The following is an 18,595-nucleotide window of genomic DNA, read 5'->3' as shown; positions in this document are numbered from 1 at the left end:
ATGCGACCACGGCGCCCACGATCGTTTTTCTTGCTCACTTCAAGCATTCGTCCAACCGGCATCCGGTTTCGGCGAGCATGTTGCACAGCGGCACGATCGAAACTAGCGTTCGCGCTATGGACATTGACCAGACAGCTTGCGCAGATGGTAAGGTGACTGCCGGTGCACGTCGCGCAGGTCTCGAGTAAATGAAGAAGGCAAAGAAGACGGTACAGCCGGGAGCGCCGGCCCTCGAAAAGGGGCTGGATTTGCTGGAGGCGCTTGCCGCTGAATCGCGCGGGCTGAACCAGAAGCAGCTTGCCGAACGCGTCGGACGCTCAGTCGGCGAGATATTCCGGATGCTGGTTGCCCTCGAACGCCGCGGTTACGTCACCCGCGATCCAGCGACGGCAGAATATACGCTGACGCTGCAACTGTTCCGGATTGCTTCGCAATTCCCGCCGACGGAGCGCTTGCTGCAAGCCGCCCTGCCGGTGATGGAACAACTCGCCGCTCGGGTTCAGTTGTCATGCCATCTCACGGTGTTGCACGGTGAACAGTTCATGGTGATCGCGCGGATGGAGCCGGAATGGCTGATGGGCTGGTCGGTCAAGGTCGGCGCCGTGTTTCCGCTCACCCAGCAATATGCGTCGGCAAAAGTTCTGGCGGCGTTTCAGCTCAAAAGCCGGCGCGACGAGTTGGCCAGTGTCATGGCCGATTACGACCGCATCAGCAGCAAGAAGGCGATCGCGGCGCTGGACCGGATTTCCGCCGAAGGCGGCAACTTCTCCAACGACGACGGCTACACGCGTATCCTTGCCTATAGCTGTCCAATCGTCGAAGCTTCCGGACGCGCTGCGGCGGCCCTGACCGTGCCACTGGTGCGGCAGGACAAGATCCCGGCCCATGAAGCCGCCAATATCGCCAGCGAGCTCCGCCAGGCGGCCAAAGCCGTTTCGGAGAAAATCGGGGGCGCGCTTAAGGTACCGTCATTCCGGCATCGACCACCCACGCCGCGCCGTTAACATGGGCGGCATCGTCGGATGCCAGAAACGCCACGACATTCGCGATATCTTCTGGCCGGCCGTAGGGCGCGGACCCCGCCCGGCGCAAGGCTGCCGAACCACGCCGCACTTGCAGGTCAAGCTCCCGGATCATCCGCGATTCGATCGGGCCGGGCAGGATCGCATTGACCCTGATTCTCGTCCCCAGCACTTCCAGAGCTGCCGTGCGGGTAAGGCCGAGCACGGCGTGCTTGGAAGCGACGTAGCCGGCAAGTCCGGCTCGGCCGCGTATCGCTGAGGTCGATGCGGTGTTGACAATCGCGCCCTGCCCGCGCGGAATCATCTTCGGAAGGACGTGCTTCAGGCCGAGGAAAACGCCCTTCACGTTGACCTGCAAGAGACGGTCGAAGATATCGTCGGGATATTCGTGCAACGGCGCGACTACACCTTCGATGCCGGCATTGTTGGCGAATATGCCGATCGGCCCGAGCCGCTCCTCGATAGCTTCGACAAAGGCTGCCGTCTCGGACCCGCTCGACACATCGGCGCGAATGGCCATGGCTTTGCAGCCCTCGGCTTCGATCAGGCGTGCGGTTTCGGCCGCCGCGCCTTCATCGATGTCGATGATCCCGACGGCTGCGCTGACACGGGCAAGACGAAGCGCAATGGCCCGGCCGATATCGCCGCCGGCGCCGGTGACCAATGCCACCGGCCGTTCGACCTCTATCGTCATGACTTGACGAAGTCGCAGCCACCTTCTTCCAGCGGACGCCAGGCCTCTTCAGGCGGGATGGTCTTGATGACCTTGTAATAGTCCCACGGATATTTAGATTCTTCGGGCTTCTTGACCTCGAACAGATACATGTTGTGCAGCTTGCGACCGTCGGCGCGAATGGTGCCCTTGCCGAACAACGCATCGTCCGTCGGCAGCTTCTTCATCCGCTCGACCACGGCCTTGCCATCGCGCGATGCACCGAGTTCGTCGACGGCTTTCAGGTAATGCAGGGTTTCGGCATAGACGCCGGCCTGGATCGCGGTCGGATAGCGGCCGTTGTTGCGCGGGGCAAAGCGCGCAGCAAAGGCGCGGCTTCCCTCATTCATGTCCCAATAGAACGACTCGGTGAATTGAAGCCCCTGGGCTGCCTTCAGCCCCAGCGAATGCACGTCGCTGAGATAGAGCACGGTGGCGACCACATGCTGGCCGCCCTGTGGGATGCCGAACTCAACCGACTGCTTGATCGAGTTGATGGTGTCACCGCCTGCATTGATCAGCGCGATTACCTGCGCCTTCGACGACTGCGCCTGCAAGAGGAAGGACGAGAAGTCCTGACTGTTAATCGGCGTGCGGACCCCGCCGACGACCGTGCCGCCCAACTTCCGCACCACGTTCCTGACTTCCTGCTCCATCGCGTGGCCGAACGCATAATCCGCGGTCAGCGTGAACCAGGTCTTGCCGCCGCCGGCGAGAACCGCTCGCGTCGTCCCCGACGACAGCGCGTAGGTGTCGTAAGTCCAGTGCACCAGATTGGGCGAACAGGCTTTACCGGTGAGATCGGACGACGACGAACCCGAAACCAGAATGGCCCTGTTGGCTTGCTGCACGACATTGCGAACGGCGAGCGCCACCGCTGAATTCGGCACGTCGATGATCGCGTCCACGTTCTGGCGATCGATCCATTCGCGGGCGATGTTGACCCCGACGTCGGCCTTGTTGATGTGATCGCCGCTGAGGACTTCGATGCCGCGCTTCATCTTATGCGGCGAAGCCAGGAAATCCTCCACCGCCATCTTGGCGGCGACAAGCGAGCCCGGCCCGCCGATGTCAGCATAAAGGCTCGACATGTCGGAAAGCACGCCGATGCGCAGCGGCAGGGCATCGTCCGCTTGCGTCATTGCCGTGCTGATCGTCAATGCCAATCCAGCTGCGCCGGCCAGCAGACAGCGACGGCTCAACAATTGATGCTTTCCCATGGCCGAGGCCTCCCTGTTATCGGCTCAGGCCTTTGTGACCCGATGCCGCTATTTGCATCCGGCCGCGCGCCTTGCGCGAAGCCGGTCTCTTCCTAAGGAATCAGGCGTTCGATCAAGCGGCGATCTTCCACCCCGAAGCCGCCGCCATACACATCCGACACCATGAAATGCGCGCCGAGCATTTTTGGATTCAAATCCGAGATCGGGTCGTATTCACAGGGATGCAGCACCATCGTCGCGCGGCCCGGCACCGGCGCGGAGTATGTCAGCGGCGTGCGGCGATAGGCGATATCGGCATAGGCCGTTTCGAGGCGCTCCGGGTGCGGCACGCGCCGCACATGGATCTCGCCGCCGGGCTGCTCGGTGCCGTCGACAATCCGGACCAGCGGCGCGGCTGGGTCCGGCACGAAGCTGAAATCGGCCAACGGAAAGCCACGACGCCGCACCCAGCCACTGATCGAGCCGTCCGCGCGCTCCTCGAAGGCGTAGTGGGTGTCCTTCTTGGTGTAGCCGAAGACTTCGCGTCCCGCGCAGATCCCCATCGGATCGCTGCAATACATAAAGATATGGGTCTCGGTGAACAACCCCTTGTAACGAACCGGCACGGTGATCATCAGATCGAACATCTGCCCGGCATGCACTGCCATCGAATGCCCCGGCGACAGCATGAAGCGAAAGGCGACGCGATCGCTGGCGATCTCGAATGGCGTATCGGCGAGCAGCTGCGCGACCTTCCCCGGCGCCACATGCGTGATGATCTCCACCGTGCGTAGCGAACATCCCCACTCCACCGGATAGGCCGGCGAATAAGGCGGGTTCACCCCGCTGTTCGGCTTCAACTGGTATTTGCCGAACATGTGGCGCTTTGGGTCGTCGAAATCACTCATCGCCGCTCTTTCTGTGGTCGATCATCGAATCGCGCTGGTCGGCGCGTTCTTCATCAGTACTTTCTGCTGGTCGCCCATCACATGGGCATGGAGGGCAACTGCGGCTTCGGACAGATCGCGCTCCGGCGACGTTTCGCGCTCGAAGTTGCCGAACCGGTCGATGCCACGAACCAGCGTGGCGCTGTCGCGCGTTCCCTCGATCTGCCGGACATGGGTGGGAAGATAGCGAATCGCAAAACCGATGCGGCGTTTCGCCGAGGGGTTCGGATCCGAGCCATGGATCAGGCGGACGTGGTGCAGCGACATTTCGCCGGGCTGCAGCGACAGCATCACGGCCTTGCTCCCGTCGACATCGACTTCGATCTCCTGTCCGCGCGTCAGCAGGTTGTCGGCCGCAAAGGTATCGCGATGCGCGACCTGCGCCAACTTCTGGGTGCCCGGAATCACGCGCATGGCACCGTTCTCGGGGGTGCTTTCGGAGAGCGCCACCCAGGCGGTGACGATATCGGCGGGATCGAGGCCCCAATAGGTCGAATCCTGATGCCACGACACGAAAGCAGGATCGTACGGCTCCTTGATAAAGAAGGTGCTGCTCCAACACAGGATGTCCGGTCCCACGACCCCTTCAACCGCATCAAGGATCGAAGGATGTCGGATCAGACCGTCGAGCCAAGTGAACAGCAGGTGACCCTTGTGGCGCATCGACCCTTTCAGCGCGCCGTGGGCCGCTTCATGCGCCTCGAGCCGTCTACGAATGCCTTCGGCCTCGGAGGCAGGCATCACCCGGATCGGGGCGTAATAGCCGTGCTCGCGGTAATGTTCGGCGGCCGCCTCGGAGAGCGTTCCCAAAGTTCCCTCATTTCATATATGATATGTTTCTTGCATATATGAAATCTCGATTTCCGGAGCGAGTCAAGCGGAGGTATTGGCTGCCAAGCGCATGATTGAACGCTCGTTCGAACGGTTTATCTTTACCCGGGCCGGCTCCTCGGCGGCAGCGGTTATGGCTCGGCCGAGATGCTGGCTTGGCTGGTTTATGAGCATGGCATCGAGCCGCATGTGACCGTCTTCGACAAGTCGGATCGCACAGACGGGATCTTTGCACGTGATGACTTCACCTATGATCACGCCGGGGACGTCTCGTTGCCCTGACGGGAAAGGTCTTACTACGACCGGAACGCTGGTGAATGATGGTGCCACCATTCTTCACATGGCCAGCAAGCGCGATTGTGATCGCTGCGTTTTGAAGTCCCGGTGCTGTCCCAAGCAGCCCTCAAGAAGGGCGCCGCGCTCGATATATGAGGGCGCTCGCGACATGGCGCGTCAGATCGCAAGATCGTGGCAGGGCCGCACCTCGCGTCGGCTTCGCAAGAAGATCGAAATGCTGTTCGCGCACCTCAAGCGCATTCTCAAACTCGACCGTCTACGCTTACGAGGCCCAAACGGCGCGCGCGACGAGTTCACTCTCGCGGCCACCGCCCAAAACCTTCGCAAGATGGCCAAGCTGATCCCGATGCCCAACCCGACGCGCATAGCAAGCGGCAGACCCGCTCGCCACTTCAGCGCTCCCAACAGAATGCCCGGATTGCTGCCGCCTTTTTCAACGGAATCGGCCAACTGCAGACATGGCATCATGTACCGCACCACTTTTGGCCATATTAGATGCGCACACTTGAAAACGCTGGCTCAACAGCCGACACGCATGTCGGTTTGATTGAATCAATATTTCAGTGCTTCTTTCCAGACTTATCTGCCGCTGCGCTTTCGCTCTTAAATTCAGTTCGAGGGAAATAGATAGCAACCGTGGTACCGATTCCCGGCTTGCTATCAATGGCAATAGCGCCACCGATTTTCTGCACCATGCTGTTGATCATACTAAGCCCCAGCCCCGTGCCTTTCCCTGCGGGCTTTGTAGTAAAAAATGGATCAAGCGCATGCGCCAAAATCTCTGCTGGCATGCCTTCCCCAGTATCCGTAAATCTTATTGCGACATAGTCCCCTTTTTCCAACGTCATTCCGGTATTCTCGCCAATCGTTTCTTTACAGGATCGAATCGTGAGCTTGCCACCGTTTGGCATTGCATCGCGAGCATTAAGGGCAATATTTAGGAACGCCACTTCAAGTTCGTTGCGGTCGGCCAAGGTTTGCCCCACATGATCAGCTAAATGTTTTTCGACAACAATCCCGCTACCGAGAGTACGCGAAAGCAAGTCGGACATCCCTACCAACAGGGTGTTCAGATCGACCGGCTTGAGCGCCAGCGGATGTATACGTGCAAAATCTAGCATTCGGGATGTCAGGCTGCCGCCCCGCGCAATAGTGCGCAGCCCCTCTTCAATTAACTGTTGCGCGCCTTCTGACTTAAAATTTCTCTGCAATAACTGTAGGCAGGCCTGAACGTTCGCCAGCACGTTGTTGAAGTCGTGAGCGACGCCACTTGCGAGCTGTCCCATTGCTTCCATTTTGCGAGCTTGATGTAGATTGGCTTCAAGTTCGCGCTGCTTGGTTATGTTTCGCGCTATGCCTAAAATGCCTACAACTTCACCCATCATGTTCTTTTCAGGAATGTAGACCGCGTCGTATGTGACTGGACCTGTAGGGTACTCCCATGTCGGTTCACAACGGTAAGCCATTCCAGTGTTAAGAACTGTCCTTAGCGCCTCGGTCATCAAGCCCGAATTGTTAGGCCCAAGCAGATCTTCTGGGGTGCGGCCGATCAGTTGATCTAAAGTTAGGCCAACCGAGTTTAACGCTCGCTGATTGGCTGCGTCGTAAACGAACCTTCCGTCGCCTTCAACGCGCATATAGAGCATGCAATCCGGGCTGATATCGAAGTACGTTCGAAAGGGTATGTCCCCAGTGTGATCGATAGAAACAAGGTCAACGAGACTGTCCATAGGCGGTAACCATGCTTGCTGATAACAGGATGCGGATACTAATACCTCCGAAAACAGCCCGCTACTACTCGAACGAGCCAGATCTTTGCACAATAGAGTCCGCAAAGGGTCTATGAGTTCAAATACTTAAAAACAGTGACATCCGATCCAAATAAGCGCCGCCCAGATACGTGCAGTGTCTGTTCTTGTGTCGTTGCTAGCGCGGCGTGCCGTCACTGCGTTGAATCCAAACATTCGCGACAGCCGCACCTCTGCCCTCCGAAGGTGGAGGTCACACGTTCGAATCGTGTCGGGCGCGCCAACGCCACCGCCTGCTGCCATGTGTGACATCGGGGCCGCGGGAGTACGCCGGCATGCAAGGCGGCGAGTATGTTCGAATTGCTGGACAGCGCAATCGGCTCTGCAACCAGAGTTAGTCCTCCGAAACGAGGCTCGTTGACTTCAGGAGGGGGCGTTCGCCAATACTCTAGGGTGATAAAAGCGGCCGCAAGGTCTGCTCGCAAAACATACGGAAGCTTGTCGGTCCGGTGTTTTAACGCGTGCGAAGCGCGGCATTGTCGATGCCTTCGTCCTTGGCGCGGTACATGTCGACATAGCCCTGCGCGGCAGACTCGCTCGCCCCTCGGTCGAGGAACTGCTGCTTGAACTGATCGAACGAGATCTGCTGGTAGCGCACCGGACCACCGACGACGTCAGAGATGATCGCGGCCCGATCGTCGAACGACAGGTCCTCCGGCCCCAGCACCAGCACTTCCTCCTGGCCGCTCCACGAATCATCGCCGAGCAAACGTACCGCAGCCGCAGGCTTATCACGGGTCGCAGTGAACGGCAGTTTCCGATCGGAGCGGATGGGACCGAAGAACATGCCCCTGTCCCTGATGACGCCGGCCTGCCGGACGATATTCTCCATAAAGGAAGGCATGGCCAGACCGCGAAAGGCGGCGCCGCTTGTCATCAACATGTCGTCCATGCGGACGGAGGCGGTCACGGGTCCGGCGCGATGCTGCCAGGGCGTTCCACGCCCGATCGCGGTAATAGAGACGACCCGCGGCACCGCGTGGCGTCGGATCGCCTCCACCGCCGGCCGCGTGAAGTCGGGCCAGGCTTCCTCAAGCGTTTTCGTCGGGTCGGGCGGTGCGAGCCAGAACAAGGCATCGGCACCTGCGAAGGCGCGATCGACTACCGAAGCGTCGCCGTGCGATCCCTCGATCACCTCTGTTCGGTCTCGAACGGCGATGGGCAGCTTGGTGGCGCCGCGTGCAACGAGGCGCAGGGGTGCGCCGACGTCCAGCAGGTCGCTCACGACCTTGCTGCCGATCTGGCTCGTCGGCGCGGTGATGACGATCATGACATTCTCCAGTGACTTCCGGCGTCACAGCCGGATCGACAGTTCCACGTCGTCGGTGAACGGCATGGTGATGTAGCCGTTGGCGGTCGAGCCAACGTGCTTGAGGTATTCGGGGCAGTAGTCGGCGTTGTCGGCGACGATGACCGCGCCGGGCCGCAGACGGCGTTCAACCAGCGCCAGGATATCGCCGTAGAGCGACTTGGCCCCATCGAGGAGCAACAGATCGACCCTTTCTGGCAGGTCAGTCGCAAGCGTCTCCAGCGCGTCGCCCTCGCGGAACTCGACCAGATCGGAAAGCCCGCCTTCGATAAGGTTGGCCTTGGCCGTAGCGACCTTCGACGGCTCGAACTCGCTGGTGATCACGCAACCGCCGCCATTGTCGCGCAGCGCTGCCGCCAGATGCAGCGTCGACAAGCCGAACGACGTCCCAAACTCGATGATCGTCCGCGCCTGCGTGGCACGCGCCAGCATATAGAGCAGCCTGCCGGTCTCCCGCGACACCGGCAGCGCGAAATCCTTGAGGTTGGCGTAGAGTTGGCGATACGCGTCTTTGCTGCGCATCAGGCGCTGGCGCTCGTCCGCAGATAGCAACGCGAACGCGGGAGCGGCCAGCGGCGACGCCGCGTCGGCCTCGGCGAAGAGCCGATCGAGCAGGGGTGCGACTGGCGCAGCGGAAATTGTGTTCATGCGGTTACTCCGATGGCTGGAGGCAAATCTTGCCTACAACGCAAAATACGAATAATTCATCAGGTTCGCTATTCGCATCCTTGGAGCCGCCAATGCCTGAGCGCCGAAGTCCTCAGGTTTCCTCACGAAAACAGCCGAAGCAGGCGCGCGCCAACGGCCTTGTCGCAGCGGTTCTCGACGCGGCTGTTCAGGTTTTGCGGGCGGAAGGCGCCACCCGATTCACGACCGCCCGCATTGCGGAGCGCGCGGGTGTGAGCGTGGGATCGCTTTACCAGTATTTCCCCAACAAGGCGGCGATCCTGTTTCGCCTCCAGAGCGACGAATGGCGCCGGACGAGCGAGCTGCTGCGCGATATCCTGACCGACAAGAGCCGGCTGCCAACGGAGCGTATGCGGACGCTTGCTCACGCCTTTCTGCACTCGGAATGCCAGGAGGCCGAGGTGCGGACTGCGCTGGGCGACGCTGCACCCCTCTATCGCGATGCGCCCGAAGCCCATGCGGTCCGCACCTCTGGCTCGTATGTCATCCGCGATTTCCTGACGGAGGCCTTGCCCGGCGCGAACGCCCGCAAGGTCGCGCTGGCCGCCGATCTCATCGAAGCGACCTTGACGCAGGTCGGCAGGAGCTTCTCCGAGGCCGAACGGTCGGAAGAGGAGATCGCGGCATACGCGGACGCGATGGCCGACATGCTCTGCGCCTACTTGGCGCGGCTATCGAGGTGAGCGAGTGCTCTGAGCACAACTATCATTGCCGTTAGCATTCGGACGCGACACAGGCGGCTGAAGACTATCTTCGGCGGATAGCGGCGTGCAGGAGTAGCGCAAATGGGGACACATACCCGCTCGCGGTCATTTGAGGGTTGCTTGCTCATATTGAGGCAGGGTCCAGCTTCCGTCGCGGTCGGACGAAAATCTCGCAATCAATTCGGGGAGACGAAGCCGGCAGGCCAAGGCCCCGAGCGCGTGGAAGAGGGCAATGCTCACTTTCGCCCTAGGCATTCCGAGACGGAGGAGGGCCGGTCTCACGTTCTGAATCTCTTTGACAAAGGGGCGTAGAGTTTGGTCGTAGCGCGTCAAAGCTTGGGAGAGATCCCCTGAGTTGCCGTTGATCTCGCCCGCGAGGACGTAAGCTCCGACCAGACTTCCGGACGCGCCCATGCCGCTGAACGGTGACGCACAATGCGCCGCATCACCGACAAGAACCACGCGCCCTTTGTGCCACGTGTCGGTACACACCTGCACAACCTCCTGAGAATAGAAGTTGGACGTCGTCATCATGCCCTCAATGAACCGGTCAGTTTGCCAGCCAGCGTCTCGAAATCGGGATGCCCAGAACTGCTTTTGGTTGTCGATCGGAGCCCTATGAACTGCTGATGCTTCTTCGGAGTTTTCCCGAAGAGTGAAGTAGACCTGCGTTTCGGTTGAATTGTGGCTCCTCCGCATGATCATCCGCCCGCCAGGAGCGAGGTACGTGTTGCGGATGTTGCCGTCGTCGGCCAGCGTACGTGGAATGAACCAATAGGCCATGTGGATGCCCATTCGCGTGTAAGGATCCGGTTGGTCGGGGGCAGCATATTCTTTCGAATGCGTGACCCTTGGCCGTCCGCACCAACCAGCAAGTCGAAGACCTCCGAGGTGTCATCGGAGAAGTGAGCCACAACCTTCTCATCATTCTGCTCGAAGTTTTCGATCGTCTGGCCAAAGCGATACTCGACCATACCATTGGTCGCTTCGTGGAGAATTCGCACCAAGTCGCCGCGCATAATCTCATATTCGGACGTCAGTGTTTGTGCACCCCGACCGGTGGTGTTGGCCATGATTGTAGCCACCGTCTTCCCTCGGGCGTCTACGAACGAGACGCCGGCCTCATCAACTAGCTTGCTTCGGATCGCGTCGATCAGCCCCATCCGCTTGGCGGCCTCGATGCCTTGACCACGAAGGTCGACCTGCGCGCCCGTGACTCTAAGTGAGGGGAACCGTTCTACCACGACGACTTGGTGGCCGCTGTGTGCGAGCCAATAGGCCAATGCCGGTCCAGCACAACCGCCGCCACAGATCAGAACATTCAGGGATTTCTCTCGATATCTGGCATGGGTCATGTTCGGCTTCTCCAATGACGTGGGGTCCTTAGCAGCGCTAAATTAGCACTGCTAAGTAAGATATGCTACCCTCCTCTGCATGAAACGAACTCAGCGCCGGGTTCTGGACCTTGCTGGCATCGTGCACGCTGCTCTCGGGCTCCTCGATGAGGCGGGCCTTGACGAACTCAGCATGCGACGTCTCGCCGACGCGCTCGGCGTCCAGAACCCGGCGCTCTACTGGCATGTCCAAAACAAGCAGGCGCTGTTGGATCATATGGCGCAGGCGCTGTTGGTCGAGGGCTTCCTGTCGGTCGAGGACGGCAGCGCCAAGCAACGGTCCTGGGCGAGAAGACTTGAGCGTTTTGCGCACGCCTTGCGCGGCGCGATGCGCAGCCGAAAAGATGGCGCTCGTCTGATCGCTGCCGCAAATCTATCGCAACCCGGCGGCGCTCTTATCATCCGCATCGAAGCGTTGGTGAATTCGCTCGTGGCAGAGGGCTTTCGCGCGAGTGATGCGCTTTGGGGCGTCCTCACCCTTATCCACTACACGCTTGGTGCGACGCTGGAGGAGCAATCCGATCCTCGGCATGGCGACCCCGGCCCGCTACCCGAAGTTTCGCCTGCGATGCGCCAAATGCTCGCCGAAATGCAAATGCCGGAGAGCGGCGGCCCATCAAGGGTGGACATGCGCTTCGAGTTTGGCGTTGCGCTCATCGTCGAGGGGCTGCGTGCACGGAAGCGTTCACGGCAGGGTCGCCAAAGAGGTCGCAGGCCGAAGTAGACTCATGAAGCCTAGGTCATCGATGCGCATCGCGCATCTCGCAAAGGAGCTGCACATGAAGACTAGAGCGTTTCATGTTTTTATGGAAGCGTATCCGGCATTGACGAAATAGTTGCTGCATTCGTCGGACATGACGCTTCTGACGAGGTGGCCGATGTGGTCGCAGGCGTCGTCGATCGTGCGTTTCTGTGCGATGCGCATCCAGTGCTTGATCTTGGCAAAGACCTGCTCGATCGGGTTGAGGTCGGGTGAGTACGGCGGCAGGTACCACAGCCTGGCACCGGCTTTCTGGATCATCTGACGGACGGACGGTGACTTGTGGCTACCGAGATTGTCCATCACGACGATGTCGCCCGGCCGCAGCACGCGAACGAGTTGCTGTTCGACATAGGCGCGGAAGCTCTCGCCGTTGATCGGCCCATCGAACACGCAAGGCGCAGTGAGTCGGTCACAGCGGAGCGCGCCCAGGAAGGTCAGCGTTCGCCAGTGGCCGTGCGGCGCAAAGCCGCGCAGCCGCTCACCCTTGGGCCCCCAGCCGCGCAGCGGGGCCATGTTGGTCTTGATCCAGGTCTCGTCGATGAACACCAGCCGGCTTGGATCGAGGCGATCCTGTAGGCTATGCCAGCGCTGCCGCCGCCGCGCGACGTCGGCGCGGCCCTGCTCAAGGGCGAACAGTGTTTTTTTTGAAGCTCAGACCCTCGCGTCGCAGGAACGTCCACACCGCGTGGTGCGAGACCTTCACGCCTCGTGCGGCGAGTTCGTCCTTCAGACCGTGCAGCGTCAGATGTGGCGTCTGGCTGATCCGCTCCGCGATGAACGCCCGATGCGGCTCCAGAATCGGCTTGCGGTGCCCGCCCATCTTGCCCGGAGCCACCGAACCTGTCGCGCGATAGCGTTGGCGCCACTTCACAACGGACGACACCGCAACATCGAACCGGGCCGCCACAGCATGGCAACTCTCGCCGGATTCCACCGCCCTCACGGCTCGTTCACGAAGATCGTTCGAAAGAGGTCGGACCATTCGATGCTGGCCTCCGATCCAGCCAGCATCTTGAATCACAAACCGCCCCCCAACGGAATCCCTCCCGATTCAATCAATCGATGAACCGCTCTATTGGACTGATTGGCGGCATGAGCTGGGAATCCACAGCCCATTACTACCGTTTGATCAACGAAGGCATTAAGGAAGAGCTTGGCCGCCTGCATTCGGCGAAGCTGATCCTCTACAGCAGATCGAGTCCCTCCAGCACCGGGCGGTCTTGAACGCTACGGGCGCGAGCGGTGGGTCTGGACATCGCGGTTCTCCGCGACGGGCACGGCGGAAGGAACCCGCGCTTGCGTTAGAAATGGAAGCCCGAAGGGTGAAGACCCGGCAACCGGGGCTTCAGCGAAGCTGACAGCCCGGTCCCGCAGGGAGACGCCCCATCGCAGCCCTCGTACCCGCGCATCGCAGCCCTACATGAGGCAACGATTACGAGCAACATGTCCGCTGGGCCGAATCAGCAAGCTGATGCAGGATCTGGAGCTTGGCATTCCGACGCAGCAAATCGAACTCGACCTGCCGCAGTCGGACGACATCAAGATCAATGACAACGGGCCCGCGATGCGTGCCGCGGGCAACGGCATTGAACTTGTGCCGATGAAGTTCAGCTTTCCGCCATCCAGCCGCGGCGGTCCGGTGTTCAATTCCCCTCGGAGGGTCATCACTTCGACAAAAGCAATCGGTGCTTGATCCCTGCCTCGGCCTTCGCGGAGCGACGGCGCAGCTCGCGTTTGATGATACCGAAGACCCCACGCTTCTGACCGGAAATGAAGACACGGCACGGGTTCTGTACGTCGTGGCCGCGATATCCCTTGTCGACATAGGCCCGCTCGATCGTGCAGCCAGTGAGTGTTTCGGTACGGTCGATGACGTCCCGCAAGGTGTGACCGTCGTACGGGTTATCGGGTAGCGCCCTGGCGTGCAGCACGAACAGGCCACCGGAAGCACGGCGGTTGTTGGTGACGATGGAGGCTTTGACACCGAACTCGTAAAGCGCGGCGGCCTTGCTCTTGCCGATGCACTCCACTTCCGGGGCGTGGAAGGAATAAAGCTTCCAGCCGCGCTGGCGCTGCTGCTGCGAACGGATCTGCGAAGCCGGGCTGAGCGGGAGGGCGAACGCGTTCTCGAGCACAGCCCGACCTTCGACCTTGCGGCGGATGTCGCGGATGATCCGGCCCAGCGGCCGCGCAGGATGCGCAATTGGCGCTGATGCCGCTTGCATTGCTTGGCATGGGCGTAGCGCCCCGCCATCATTGCCGCGGTCTTGGCAATGCGAAGATAGGAATGCCGCAGCTTGACCCCGTGCTTCCTCGCAGGCGGTTGTGCCCCTTGATCGCCGCGTGCAGCAGCTTGGCATCGGTCGGGAAGGTGATGGCCTTCGGCTGCACGGTGGTATCGAGCGTGACCCGCTTGAGGTCCGGGCTGCGTAACGCGCCGGCCTCGTGCGCCACCCGCAGGCTCTCGGCCAGCAACAGCTCCGTACGCATACGATGAAGACCGCCTGATTGACGCATGCGCGCGGGCACGGCGAGTTCTATGATGGCGATGCGTGAAGGTCAGGCGGCTCGCTGATCGGTGGGGTTGTCGGCTTGGCGCAGGAGCTTCCATTCCCATGGCAGCAGCTCGTGCAGACGGGATACGGGAAGATCGGCGATGCGGGCGAGGACGTCGGCGAGCCAGGCTTTGGGATCGACGTCGTTCAGGCGACAGGTCGTGATCATCGTCAGCATGATGGCGGCGCGGTCAGCGCCACGCAGACTGCCGGCGAAGGTCCAGTTGCGCCTTCCCAAGGCGATGCCGCGCAACGCTCTTTCGGCGGCGTTGTTGCTGAGGCAGATCCTGCCATCGTCGAGGAAGCGGGCGAAGTCGTCCCAGCGCCTGAGCATGTAGTTCATGGGCTTCAGGACCTCGGCGGAGCGCGATAGGGTTTCTCGCTCGCGGAGCAGCCAGGCGTGCATGTCGTCGAGCAGCGGCTTGCTCTGCTCTTGGCGAACGGCACGCCGTTCGTCGGCACTGCGGCCATTGATGGCGCGCTCGATCTCGAACAGGGCGTCCAGACGCCTGACCGCCTCCAGCGCGATCGGGGAGACCGGTTTGCCTTTTTGTCCGTCCCGGGCGGTTTTCTCGATATCGGCCAGTTCGAAGAAGCCCCGCCGCGCATGGGCGAAGCAAAATGCCGGCGTGATTGGCATCGCTTTCTTCTGCGGGTCGAACAGCGGCTCGAAGCCATTGTAGCAGTCGGCTTGCAGGATGCCGGTGAAGGCGGCCAGATGCTTCTGCGGATGCTCACCTCGTCGGTCGCTCGAGGCGTAATAGACCGCCGCTGGCGGCGCAGGCCCACCGTAGGGCCGGTCATCCCGCACATAGGTCCAGATTCGTCCGGTCGTGCACTTGCTCTTGGCCAGGATACGGATGGTGGTGTCGTCGCCATGCAGGCGCTCCGCCGCGAGCACATGCCGCTCGATCAGTTGGAACAGCGGCATGACGGCGAAGGTTCCGTGGCCAACCTGGTCGGCCAGCGTCGATAGCGGCAAGTCGATCCTCTCGGCCTTGAAGCGCACGCTCTGGCGATTGAGCGGGATATGCATGCCGAACTTGTCGAACAGGATCGTCGCCAGCAATTGCGGACCAATGAAGCCGCGCGGCGTGGCATGGAACGGTGCGGGCGACTGGCTGATCTTTTCGCAATCGCGGCAGGTGAACTTTTCTCGAACCGTCTCGATCAGCTTGAACCGACGCGGAATCTCCTCCAACGTCTCGGTCACATCCTCGCCCAGCTTCGCCAAGCGCGCCCCACCGCAGCAGGCGCAGGTCGTTGGCGCCTTAATGACGACCCGCTCGCGTTCGATGTCGTCCGGCCACGGCTTGCGCACCGGCCGCTTGCGCGTGAAGGCCCGAACGTTCTGTACCTTTGCAGCCGCGGCACGCGCGGCGAGTTCATCCTCACTCGCCGTGGTGATCAGCTCTTCGAGCTCCAATTCCAACTGCTCGATCAGCCGCGCCGTGCGCTCGGAGCGCGGCCCGTACAGTTCGCGTTTGAGCTTCTCGATCCGCAGCTCGAGATGCGCGATCAGCGCCTCGTTGTCCGACAGCTCCGCCTGCGCACTGGCAGCCACCGCCTCGGCTCGCAGCCGCGCCTCACGCTCGGCCTGCAGCGCCGCCAGGGCACTCGCAAGGTCCGATGGAAGATCGTCCGGCTTCGATATCATGAAGCCATTGAATCAGATCAAGCAGCAGATTCAAACCGTAAAAGCGGCTATCCGGCCCGCGTCGGCCGATGGGTTTCTTGAGGGTTACGCCAATCGATCCCGGACAGCAGATAGCTCAACTGCGCCGGCGAGATCGTTACCGATTCACCGGCAACCGATGGCCAGATGAACTTTCCTCTCTCCAGTCTTTTTGTGAACAAGCAGGCTCCCTGGCCATCGTGCCAGATCACCTTCACAAGATCGCTTCGGCGACCGCGGAACACGAACAGATGACCGCTGAGCGGGTCCTTGCGAAGAACCTCCTGCACCTGGAGTGCCAGCGATGGAAAGCCTCGGCGCATGTCCGTGTAGCCTGTCGCCAGCCACACTCGCGCGCCCGTCGGAACCGGGATCATCGGCGTACCAAAGCATCGAGAACGCGACGTAGCGCGTCTCCATCGACGTCGCCATCGACCCGGATGCAGTGCCCGCTACCAAGATCAATCTCGATGATGCCCTGGCTCTTCCGTGGACGAGCCGCCGTCGTCGTCAATGGCGCTTTGGCCACCTCCCGCGGCGGTGCAGACGGCCCAATCTCGACCGGCACGAACGGCGCTGTACTCGCTTCACCATGCTTGCAAAGCGCTTTGCGCCACCTGAACAGCTGGCTCACATGTAGGCCTGCCACGCGGGCCACCTCGGAAACACTGGCTCCGGGCTCGAGCGATGCTGCAACCAGCCGTTCCTTCTCATCCAGCGACCACCGGCGCCGCCGCGCGACCGATGTGATCACCTCCGCCCGCGAAATCGTCATAGTGCTTCTCCTAGGATTACTCCTAGGACCTGCAGCCCTCGCGTCCCTCAAACAAGACGGCCTCTGGCGGAGGGATACACAGCTCCAGCCCGTCGCCGAGCCGCTTGCGCCAGTGGCTCAGGTCCGAGCGCTCGTGCGGAAACGCGTGCTGAAAGAACTCTTCGCCGGTGAAGTACTGGAAATACGGGTCGTGGACCCAGCGCTCGCACACCCCCTAGGACAGGCCGTAAATCTGCTTGAGCAGCAACAGCCCGATCATGAAGCGGGTCTCGATCCCAGGCCGCCCGTTCTCGCTTTAGAGCGGTGCGATCTTGCCATCGATCCAGTCCCAATCGACCATGCCGGCAAGCAGAACCAGTTCGTGCTTCATATTGATGATCTGGTCCAGCCTGGCCCGGAACAGATCGTCAGATGCCGTCGCCCTTTGCTTCTTCGGTCGCATCGCCACCTCCGACGCGACCACGGAATCATGACTGGCGATTCGATGGAATCCTGAAAACGAAATTGCAAGGTTCCGAGGCTCGAAGCATCAAAACGTTGCAATCCAAAAACAGTCCACGCCGACAAATGCGATTCCAGCCCAATCGCTTAGCCGATCTTCACGGACGACAAGATAGCGAAACATCGGATGCCCTGGCGCCTTTTGGCGTAGGGCAAGTTAGATTGCTCCGAAGGCAACACGCGCTCGAATCAGTCGGATGCGTCATCATGAAAAAACGAACAATGCGCCGCCTGACACTGGCTTAAGGTCTCGAGCGGCCAGTACATCGCATGTCTCGCGGACATGCTGCCAAGGGGCTAAAAATGACCGGCAGGATGGCTCCTGAATTATCCACCTGAACCCGCGGATCGCTTAAGGATTGGCTGGAGCGGCCTAGAGGAATGAACCCTATTCCAGTCCTTCGCGGACCATGCTTGTTCAGTGCTCAGACTTGCGAAGATCCGCCGGCCCGCCGCCGTCGACGGCGAACCAATTCCTCGGGATCGACGTCCAAAGCACGAGCTATTCGCTCGAGAACTAGCAGAGAGCAATTTCGCTTACCCGTCTCTACGCCACTTAAGTACGTTTGGTGAACTTTGCCCCTATCGGCGAGTTCCTCCTGGCTGAGTTTCTTCGCTCGCCGCAACTACTGAATATTTAAGCCGACTCAATCCTGCAGGCGCATGCAGGAAAATCAAAAGAAACGGCATGAACATCCCATAGACTATATCATAAAATGACTAAGGTGACAGGTATTGATGAGGCAACAGACGACCATGTTCATCCAACCTGATAATTCATCATTTGGAGCGTTCGCGGAATGCGGTCAAACCACAGCTACTGTTGGATTTCGTGACGCGTCCACAGGAGGAGTGATTGCCTCCATTATCATTCCGGCTCAAGTAATTGAGAGTGCGGTTCTCGAAAATGCTTCTGTGGAAATCACTTTGTTAGGCGATGGAGAAATTGGTTCTTCTGTCGCTGGCCCGGCGTCCGACCGCTTTTCATTACGGTCGAGTGTAACCGTCGACCAGTTGGTGGAAGCATTTGTAAACAGTCAAAACCTTCACAAGGAAGAGGCGACGGTAGCGGAACTGGCAACACTGCTCAAACGCCTTCACAAGTCCGTTGAAGCTGTTGAGCGCGCAATCCGCCTCTTCGAGATCGAAGTGAGATAGGGCTGCAGAATCATGTGGAAGACCTTCCGACCGTCGTTGCGTCTATGAGTTCTTTTGATCTCGGCAAAGGAAACGTAGACTACTTGTGCAGCCCGCCCAAGCGACATTGACGCAATCAATGACAACAGCTCTTCGCAGGCCGCGATTGGCGTCACCGCAAATCGTCGGTGTCGCCTAGTCTTGGATGTGCAGACAACGGCTTAGTCGCACTCAGGCGCCATTGCTTTTATCTTGCATTCCTAATCGGGCGGACAAAGT

Annotated in this window: 19 protein-coding genes and 4 pseudogenes; 7 read left to right on the top strand and 16 right to left on the bottom strand. The window is 60.4% G+C overall.

Annotated features, from left to right (window positions below):
• Positions 1-188 precede the first annotated feature (188 nt).
• Positions 189-1,004: an IclR family transcriptional regulator gene (locus tag QUH67_RS04915; RefSeq protein WP_300945536.1), complete on the top strand. Its 816-nt coding sequence runs from the start codon at positions 189-191 to the stop codon at positions 1,002-1,004.
• On the opposite strand, the gene QUH67_RS04910 is transcribed toward QUH67_RS04915, so the two are convergent.
• From QUH67_RS04910 to QUH67_RS04895, 4 genes are all read right to left on the bottom strand, one after another.
• The gene (locus QUH67_RS04910) at positions 958-1,716 is read right to left on the bottom strand and encodes an SDR family NAD(P)-dependent oxidoreductase (RefSeq protein WP_300945535.1); all 759 of its coding nucleotides are present in this window, start codon (positions 1,714-1,716) and stop codon (positions 958-960) included. The two genes, QUH67_RS04915 and QUH67_RS04910, sit on opposite strands and share 47 nt — an antisense overlap.
• Entirely contained in the window at positions 1,713-2,954 is a 1,242-nt protein-coding gene (locus QUH67_RS04905) for an ABC transporter substrate-binding protein (RefSeq protein WP_407080408.1), read from the bottom strand. The genes QUH67_RS04910 and QUH67_RS04905 overlap by 4 nt, the downstream gene beginning before the upstream one ends.
• 92 nt (positions 2,955-3,046) lie before the next feature.
• Positions 3,047-3,841, bottom strand: a complete 795-nt coding sequence (locus tag QUH67_RS04900) for an acetoacetate decarboxylase family protein (protein WP_300945534.1) — start codon at positions 3,839-3,841, stop codon at positions 3,047-3,049.
• Between the two features lie 21 nt (positions 3,842-3,862).
• Positions 3,863-4,690: a phytanoyl-CoA dioxygenase family protein gene (locus QUH67_RS04895; protein ID WP_300945533.1), complete on the bottom strand. Its 828-nt coding sequence runs from the start codon at positions 4,688-4,690 to the stop codon at positions 3,863-3,865.
• A 64-nt stretch (positions 4,691-4,754) separates the two neighbouring features.
• Here QUH67_RS04895 and QUH67_RS04890 point away from each other — a divergent pair.
• Positions 4,755-5,357, top strand: a pseudogene (locus tag QUH67_RS04890) (transposase); the annotation flags it as partial.
• Positions 5,358-5,568: 211 nt separating this feature from the next.
• Here the strand turns inward: QUH67_RS04890 and QUH67_RS04885 are convergent.
• The 3 genes from QUH67_RS04885 to QUH67_RS04875 all read right to left on the bottom strand — a co-directional run bounded on the left by QUH67_RS04885 (position 5,569) and on the right by QUH67_RS04875 (position 8,773).
• Positions 5,569-6,738: a two-component system sensor histidine kinase NtrB gene (locus QUH67_RS04885; RefSeq protein WP_300945532.1), complete on the bottom strand. Its 1,170-nt coding sequence runs from the start codon at positions 6,736-6,738 to the stop codon at positions 5,569-5,571.
• 532 nt (positions 6,739-7,270) lie between these two features.
• Positions 7,271-8,086 carry an NAD(P)H-binding protein gene (locus tag QUH67_RS04880; protein WP_300945531.1) on the bottom strand — a complete coding sequence of 272 codons (816 nt, stop codon included), beginning with the start codon at positions 8,084-8,086 and terminating at the stop codon, positions 7,271-7,273.
• A 24-nt stretch (positions 8,087-8,110) separates the two neighbouring features.
• Complete coding sequence (locus tag QUH67_RS04875; protein WP_300945530.1) at positions 8,111-8,773, bottom strand: O-methyltransferase; 663 nt, start codon at positions 8,771-8,773, stop codon at positions 8,111-8,113.
• Between the two features lie 92 nt (positions 8,774-8,865).
• Here QUH67_RS04875 and QUH67_RS04870 point away from each other — a divergent pair, with 92 nt between their 5' ends.
• Entirely contained in the window at positions 8,866-9,495 is a 630-nt protein-coding gene (locus QUH67_RS04870; RefSeq protein WP_300945529.1) for a TetR family transcriptional regulator, read from the top strand.
• A gap of 126 nt (positions 9,496-9,621) precedes the next feature.
• On the opposite strand, the gene QUH67_RS04865 is transcribed toward QUH67_RS04870, so the two are convergent.
• Together QUH67_RS04865 and QUH67_RS04860 are read right to left on the bottom strand one after the other, a co-directional pair.
• On the bottom strand, positions 9,622-10,299 hold the full coding sequence (locus tag QUH67_RS04865; RefSeq protein ID WP_300945528.1) for an FAD-dependent monooxygenase: 678 nt from the start codon (positions 10,297-10,299) through the stop codon (positions 9,622-9,624).
• Positions 10,218-10,871, bottom strand: a complete 654-nt coding sequence (locus QUH67_RS04860) for an FAD-dependent monooxygenase (protein ID WP_300945527.1) — start codon at positions 10,869-10,871, stop codon at positions 10,218-10,220. The genes QUH67_RS04865 and QUH67_RS04860 overlap by 82 nt, the downstream gene beginning before the upstream one ends.
• A gap of 79 nt (positions 10,872-10,950) precedes the next feature.
• Here QUH67_RS04860 and QUH67_RS04855 point away from each other — a divergent pair, with 79 nt between their 5' ends.
• Entirely contained in the window at positions 10,951-11,634 is a 684-nt protein-coding gene (locus tag QUH67_RS04855) for a TetR/AcrR family transcriptional regulator C-terminal domain-containing protein (RefSeq protein WP_300945526.1), read from the top strand.
• A 72-nt stretch (positions 11,635-11,706) separates the two neighbouring features.
• Here QUH67_RS04855 and QUH67_RS04850 read toward each other — a convergent pair.
• Positions 11,707-12,655, bottom strand: a protein-coding gene (locus tag QUH67_RS04850) for an IS630 family transposase (RefSeq protein ID WP_300942041.1) whose coding sequence is annotated in 2 segments (ribosomal slippage) — positions 11,707-12,318 and positions 12,320-12,655 — 948 coding nt in all. Because the reading frame shifts where the segments join, the coding sequence is not laid out codon by codon here.
• A gap of 80 nt (positions 12,656-12,735) precedes the next feature.
• Between QUH67_RS04850 and QUH67_RS04845 the strand changes: the two are divergent.
• Together QUH67_RS04845 and QUH67_RS04840 are read left to right on the top strand one after the other, a co-directional pair.
• Positions 12,736-12,864 (top strand): annotated as a pseudogene (locus QUH67_RS04845) (aspartate/glutamate racemase); the annotation flags it as partial.
• 280 nt (positions 12,865-13,144) lie between these two features.
• Positions 13,145-13,366 (top strand): hypothetical protein, encoded by a 222-nt coding sequence (locus tag QUH67_RS04840; RefSeq protein ID WP_320416120.1) that lies wholly within the window; start codon positions 13,145-13,147, stop codon positions 13,364-13,366.
• A 16-nt stretch (positions 13,367-13,382) separates the two neighbouring features.
• Here QUH67_RS04840 and QUH67_RS04835 read toward each other — a convergent pair.
• From QUH67_RS04835 to QUH67_RS04810, 6 genes and pseudogenes are all read right to left on the bottom strand, one after another.
• Positions 13,383-14,160: pseudogene (locus QUH67_RS04835) on the bottom strand (IS5/IS1182 family transposase); the annotation flags it as partial.
• A 72-nt stretch (positions 14,161-14,232) separates the two neighbouring features.
• Positions 14,233-15,885: an IS66 family transposase gene (tnpC, locus tag QUH67_RS04830; protein WP_300941314.1), complete on the bottom strand. Its 1,653-nt coding sequence runs from the start codon at positions 15,883-15,885 to the stop codon at positions 14,233-14,235.
• Positions 15,886-15,932: 47 nt separating this feature from the next.
• Positions 15,933-16,280 (bottom strand): IS66 family insertion sequence element accessory protein TnpB, encoded by a 348-nt coding sequence (gene tnpB, locus QUH67_RS04825; protein ID WP_300941317.1) that lies wholly within the window; start codon positions 16,278-16,280, stop codon positions 15,933-15,935.
• Positions 16,277-16,678, bottom strand: a complete 402-nt coding sequence (gene tnpA / locus QUH67_RS04820) for an IS66-like element accessory protein TnpA (RefSeq protein ID WP_300941319.1) — start codon at positions 16,676-16,678, stop codon at positions 16,277-16,279. Before tnpA ends, tnpB begins: the two co-directional genes overlap by 4 nt.
• Positions 16,679-16,751: 73 nt before the next feature.
• Positions 16,752-17,120, bottom strand: a pseudogene (locus QUH67_RS04815) (transposase); the annotation flags it as partial.
• A gap of 484 nt (positions 17,121-17,604) precedes the next feature.
• Positions 17,605-17,805: a helix-turn-helix domain-containing protein gene (locus QUH67_RS04810; protein ID WP_300945525.1), complete on the bottom strand. Its 201-nt coding sequence runs from the start codon at positions 17,803-17,805 to the stop codon at positions 17,605-17,607.
• Positions 17,806-17,935: 130 nt separating this feature from the next.
• Here QUH67_RS04810 and QUH67_RS04805 point away from each other — a divergent pair, with 130 nt between their 5' ends.
• A complete protein-coding gene (locus tag QUH67_RS04805; protein WP_300945524.1) occupies positions 17,936-18,337 on the top strand; it encodes a hypothetical protein in 402 nt (133 codons plus the stop codon).
• Positions 18,338-18,595 lie beyond the last annotated feature (258 nt).

It is taken from the genome of Bradyrhizobium roseum (assembly GCF_030413175.1).
Lineage (GTDB): Bacteria > Pseudomonadota > Alphaproteobacteria > Rhizobiales > Xanthobacteraceae > Bradyrhizobium > Bradyrhizobium roseum.
Note: the sequence above shows the minus strand (reverse complement) of the source record. Positions and strands in the feature narration are given on the sequence as shown.

Excerpts from the sequence above, each read along its gene's own strand:
- QUH67_RS04915 (WP_300945536.1), top strand. The coding sequence starts at position 189 with ATGAAGAAGGCAAAGAAGACGGTACAGCCGGGAGCGCCGGCCCTCGAA.
- QUH67_RS04910 (WP_300945535.1), bottom strand. The coding sequence starts at position 1,716 with ATGACGATAGAGGTCGAACGGCCGGTGGCATTGGTCACCGGCGCCGGC.
- QUH67_RS04905 (WP_407080408.1), bottom strand. The coding sequence starts at position 2,954 with ATGGGAAAGCATCAATTGTTGAGCCGTCGCTGTCTGCTGGCCGGCGCA.
- QUH67_RS04900 (WP_300945534.1), bottom strand. The coding sequence starts at position 3,841 with ATGAGTGATTTCGACGACCCAAAGCGCCACATGTTCGGCAAATACCAG.
- QUH67_RS04885 (WP_300945532.1), bottom strand. The coding sequence starts at position 6,738 with ATGGACAGTCTCGTTGACCTTGTTTCTATCGATCACACTGGGGACATA.
- QUH67_RS04880 (WP_300945531.1), bottom strand. The coding sequence starts at position 8,086 with ATGATCGTCATCACCGCGCCGACGAGCCAGATCGGCAGCAAGGTCGTG.
- QUH67_RS04875 (WP_300945530.1), bottom strand. The coding sequence starts at position 8,773 with ATGAACACAATTTCCGCTGCGCCAGTCGCACCCCTGCTCGATCGGCTC.
- QUH67_RS04870 (WP_300945529.1), top strand. The coding sequence starts at position 8,866 with ATGCCTGAGCGCCGAAGTCCTCAGGTTTCCTCACGAAAACAGCCGAAG.
- QUH67_RS04865 (WP_300945528.1), bottom strand. The coding sequence starts at position 10,299 with ATGGCCTATTGGTTCATTCCACGTACGCTGGCCGACGACGGCAACATC.
- QUH67_RS04860 (WP_300945527.1), bottom strand. The coding sequence starts at position 10,871 with ATGACCCATGCCAGATATCGAGAGAAATCCCTGAATGTTCTGATCTGT.
- QUH67_RS04855 (WP_300945526.1), top strand. The coding sequence starts at position 10,951 with ATGAAACGAACTCAGCGCCGGGTTCTGGACCTTGCTGGCATCGTGCAC.
- QUH67_RS04840 (WP_320416120.1), top strand. The coding sequence starts at position 13,145 with ATGCAGGATCTGGAGCTTGGCATTCCGACGCAGCAAATCGAACTCGAC.
- tnpC (WP_300941314.1), bottom strand. The coding sequence starts at position 15,885 with ATGATATCGAAGCCGGACGATCTTCCATCGGACCTTGCGAGTGCCCTG.
- tnpB (WP_300941317.1), bottom strand. The coding sequence starts at position 16,280 with ATGATCCCGGTTCCGACGGGCGCGCGAGTGTGGCTGGCGACAGGCTAC.
- tnpA (WP_300941319.1), bottom strand. The coding sequence starts at position 16,678 with ATGACGATTTCGCGGGCGGAGGTGATCACATCGGTCGCGCGGCGGCGC.
- QUH67_RS04805 (WP_300945524.1), top strand. The coding sequence starts at position 17,936 with ATGTTCATCCAACCTGATAATTCATCATTTGGAGCGTTCGCGGAATGC.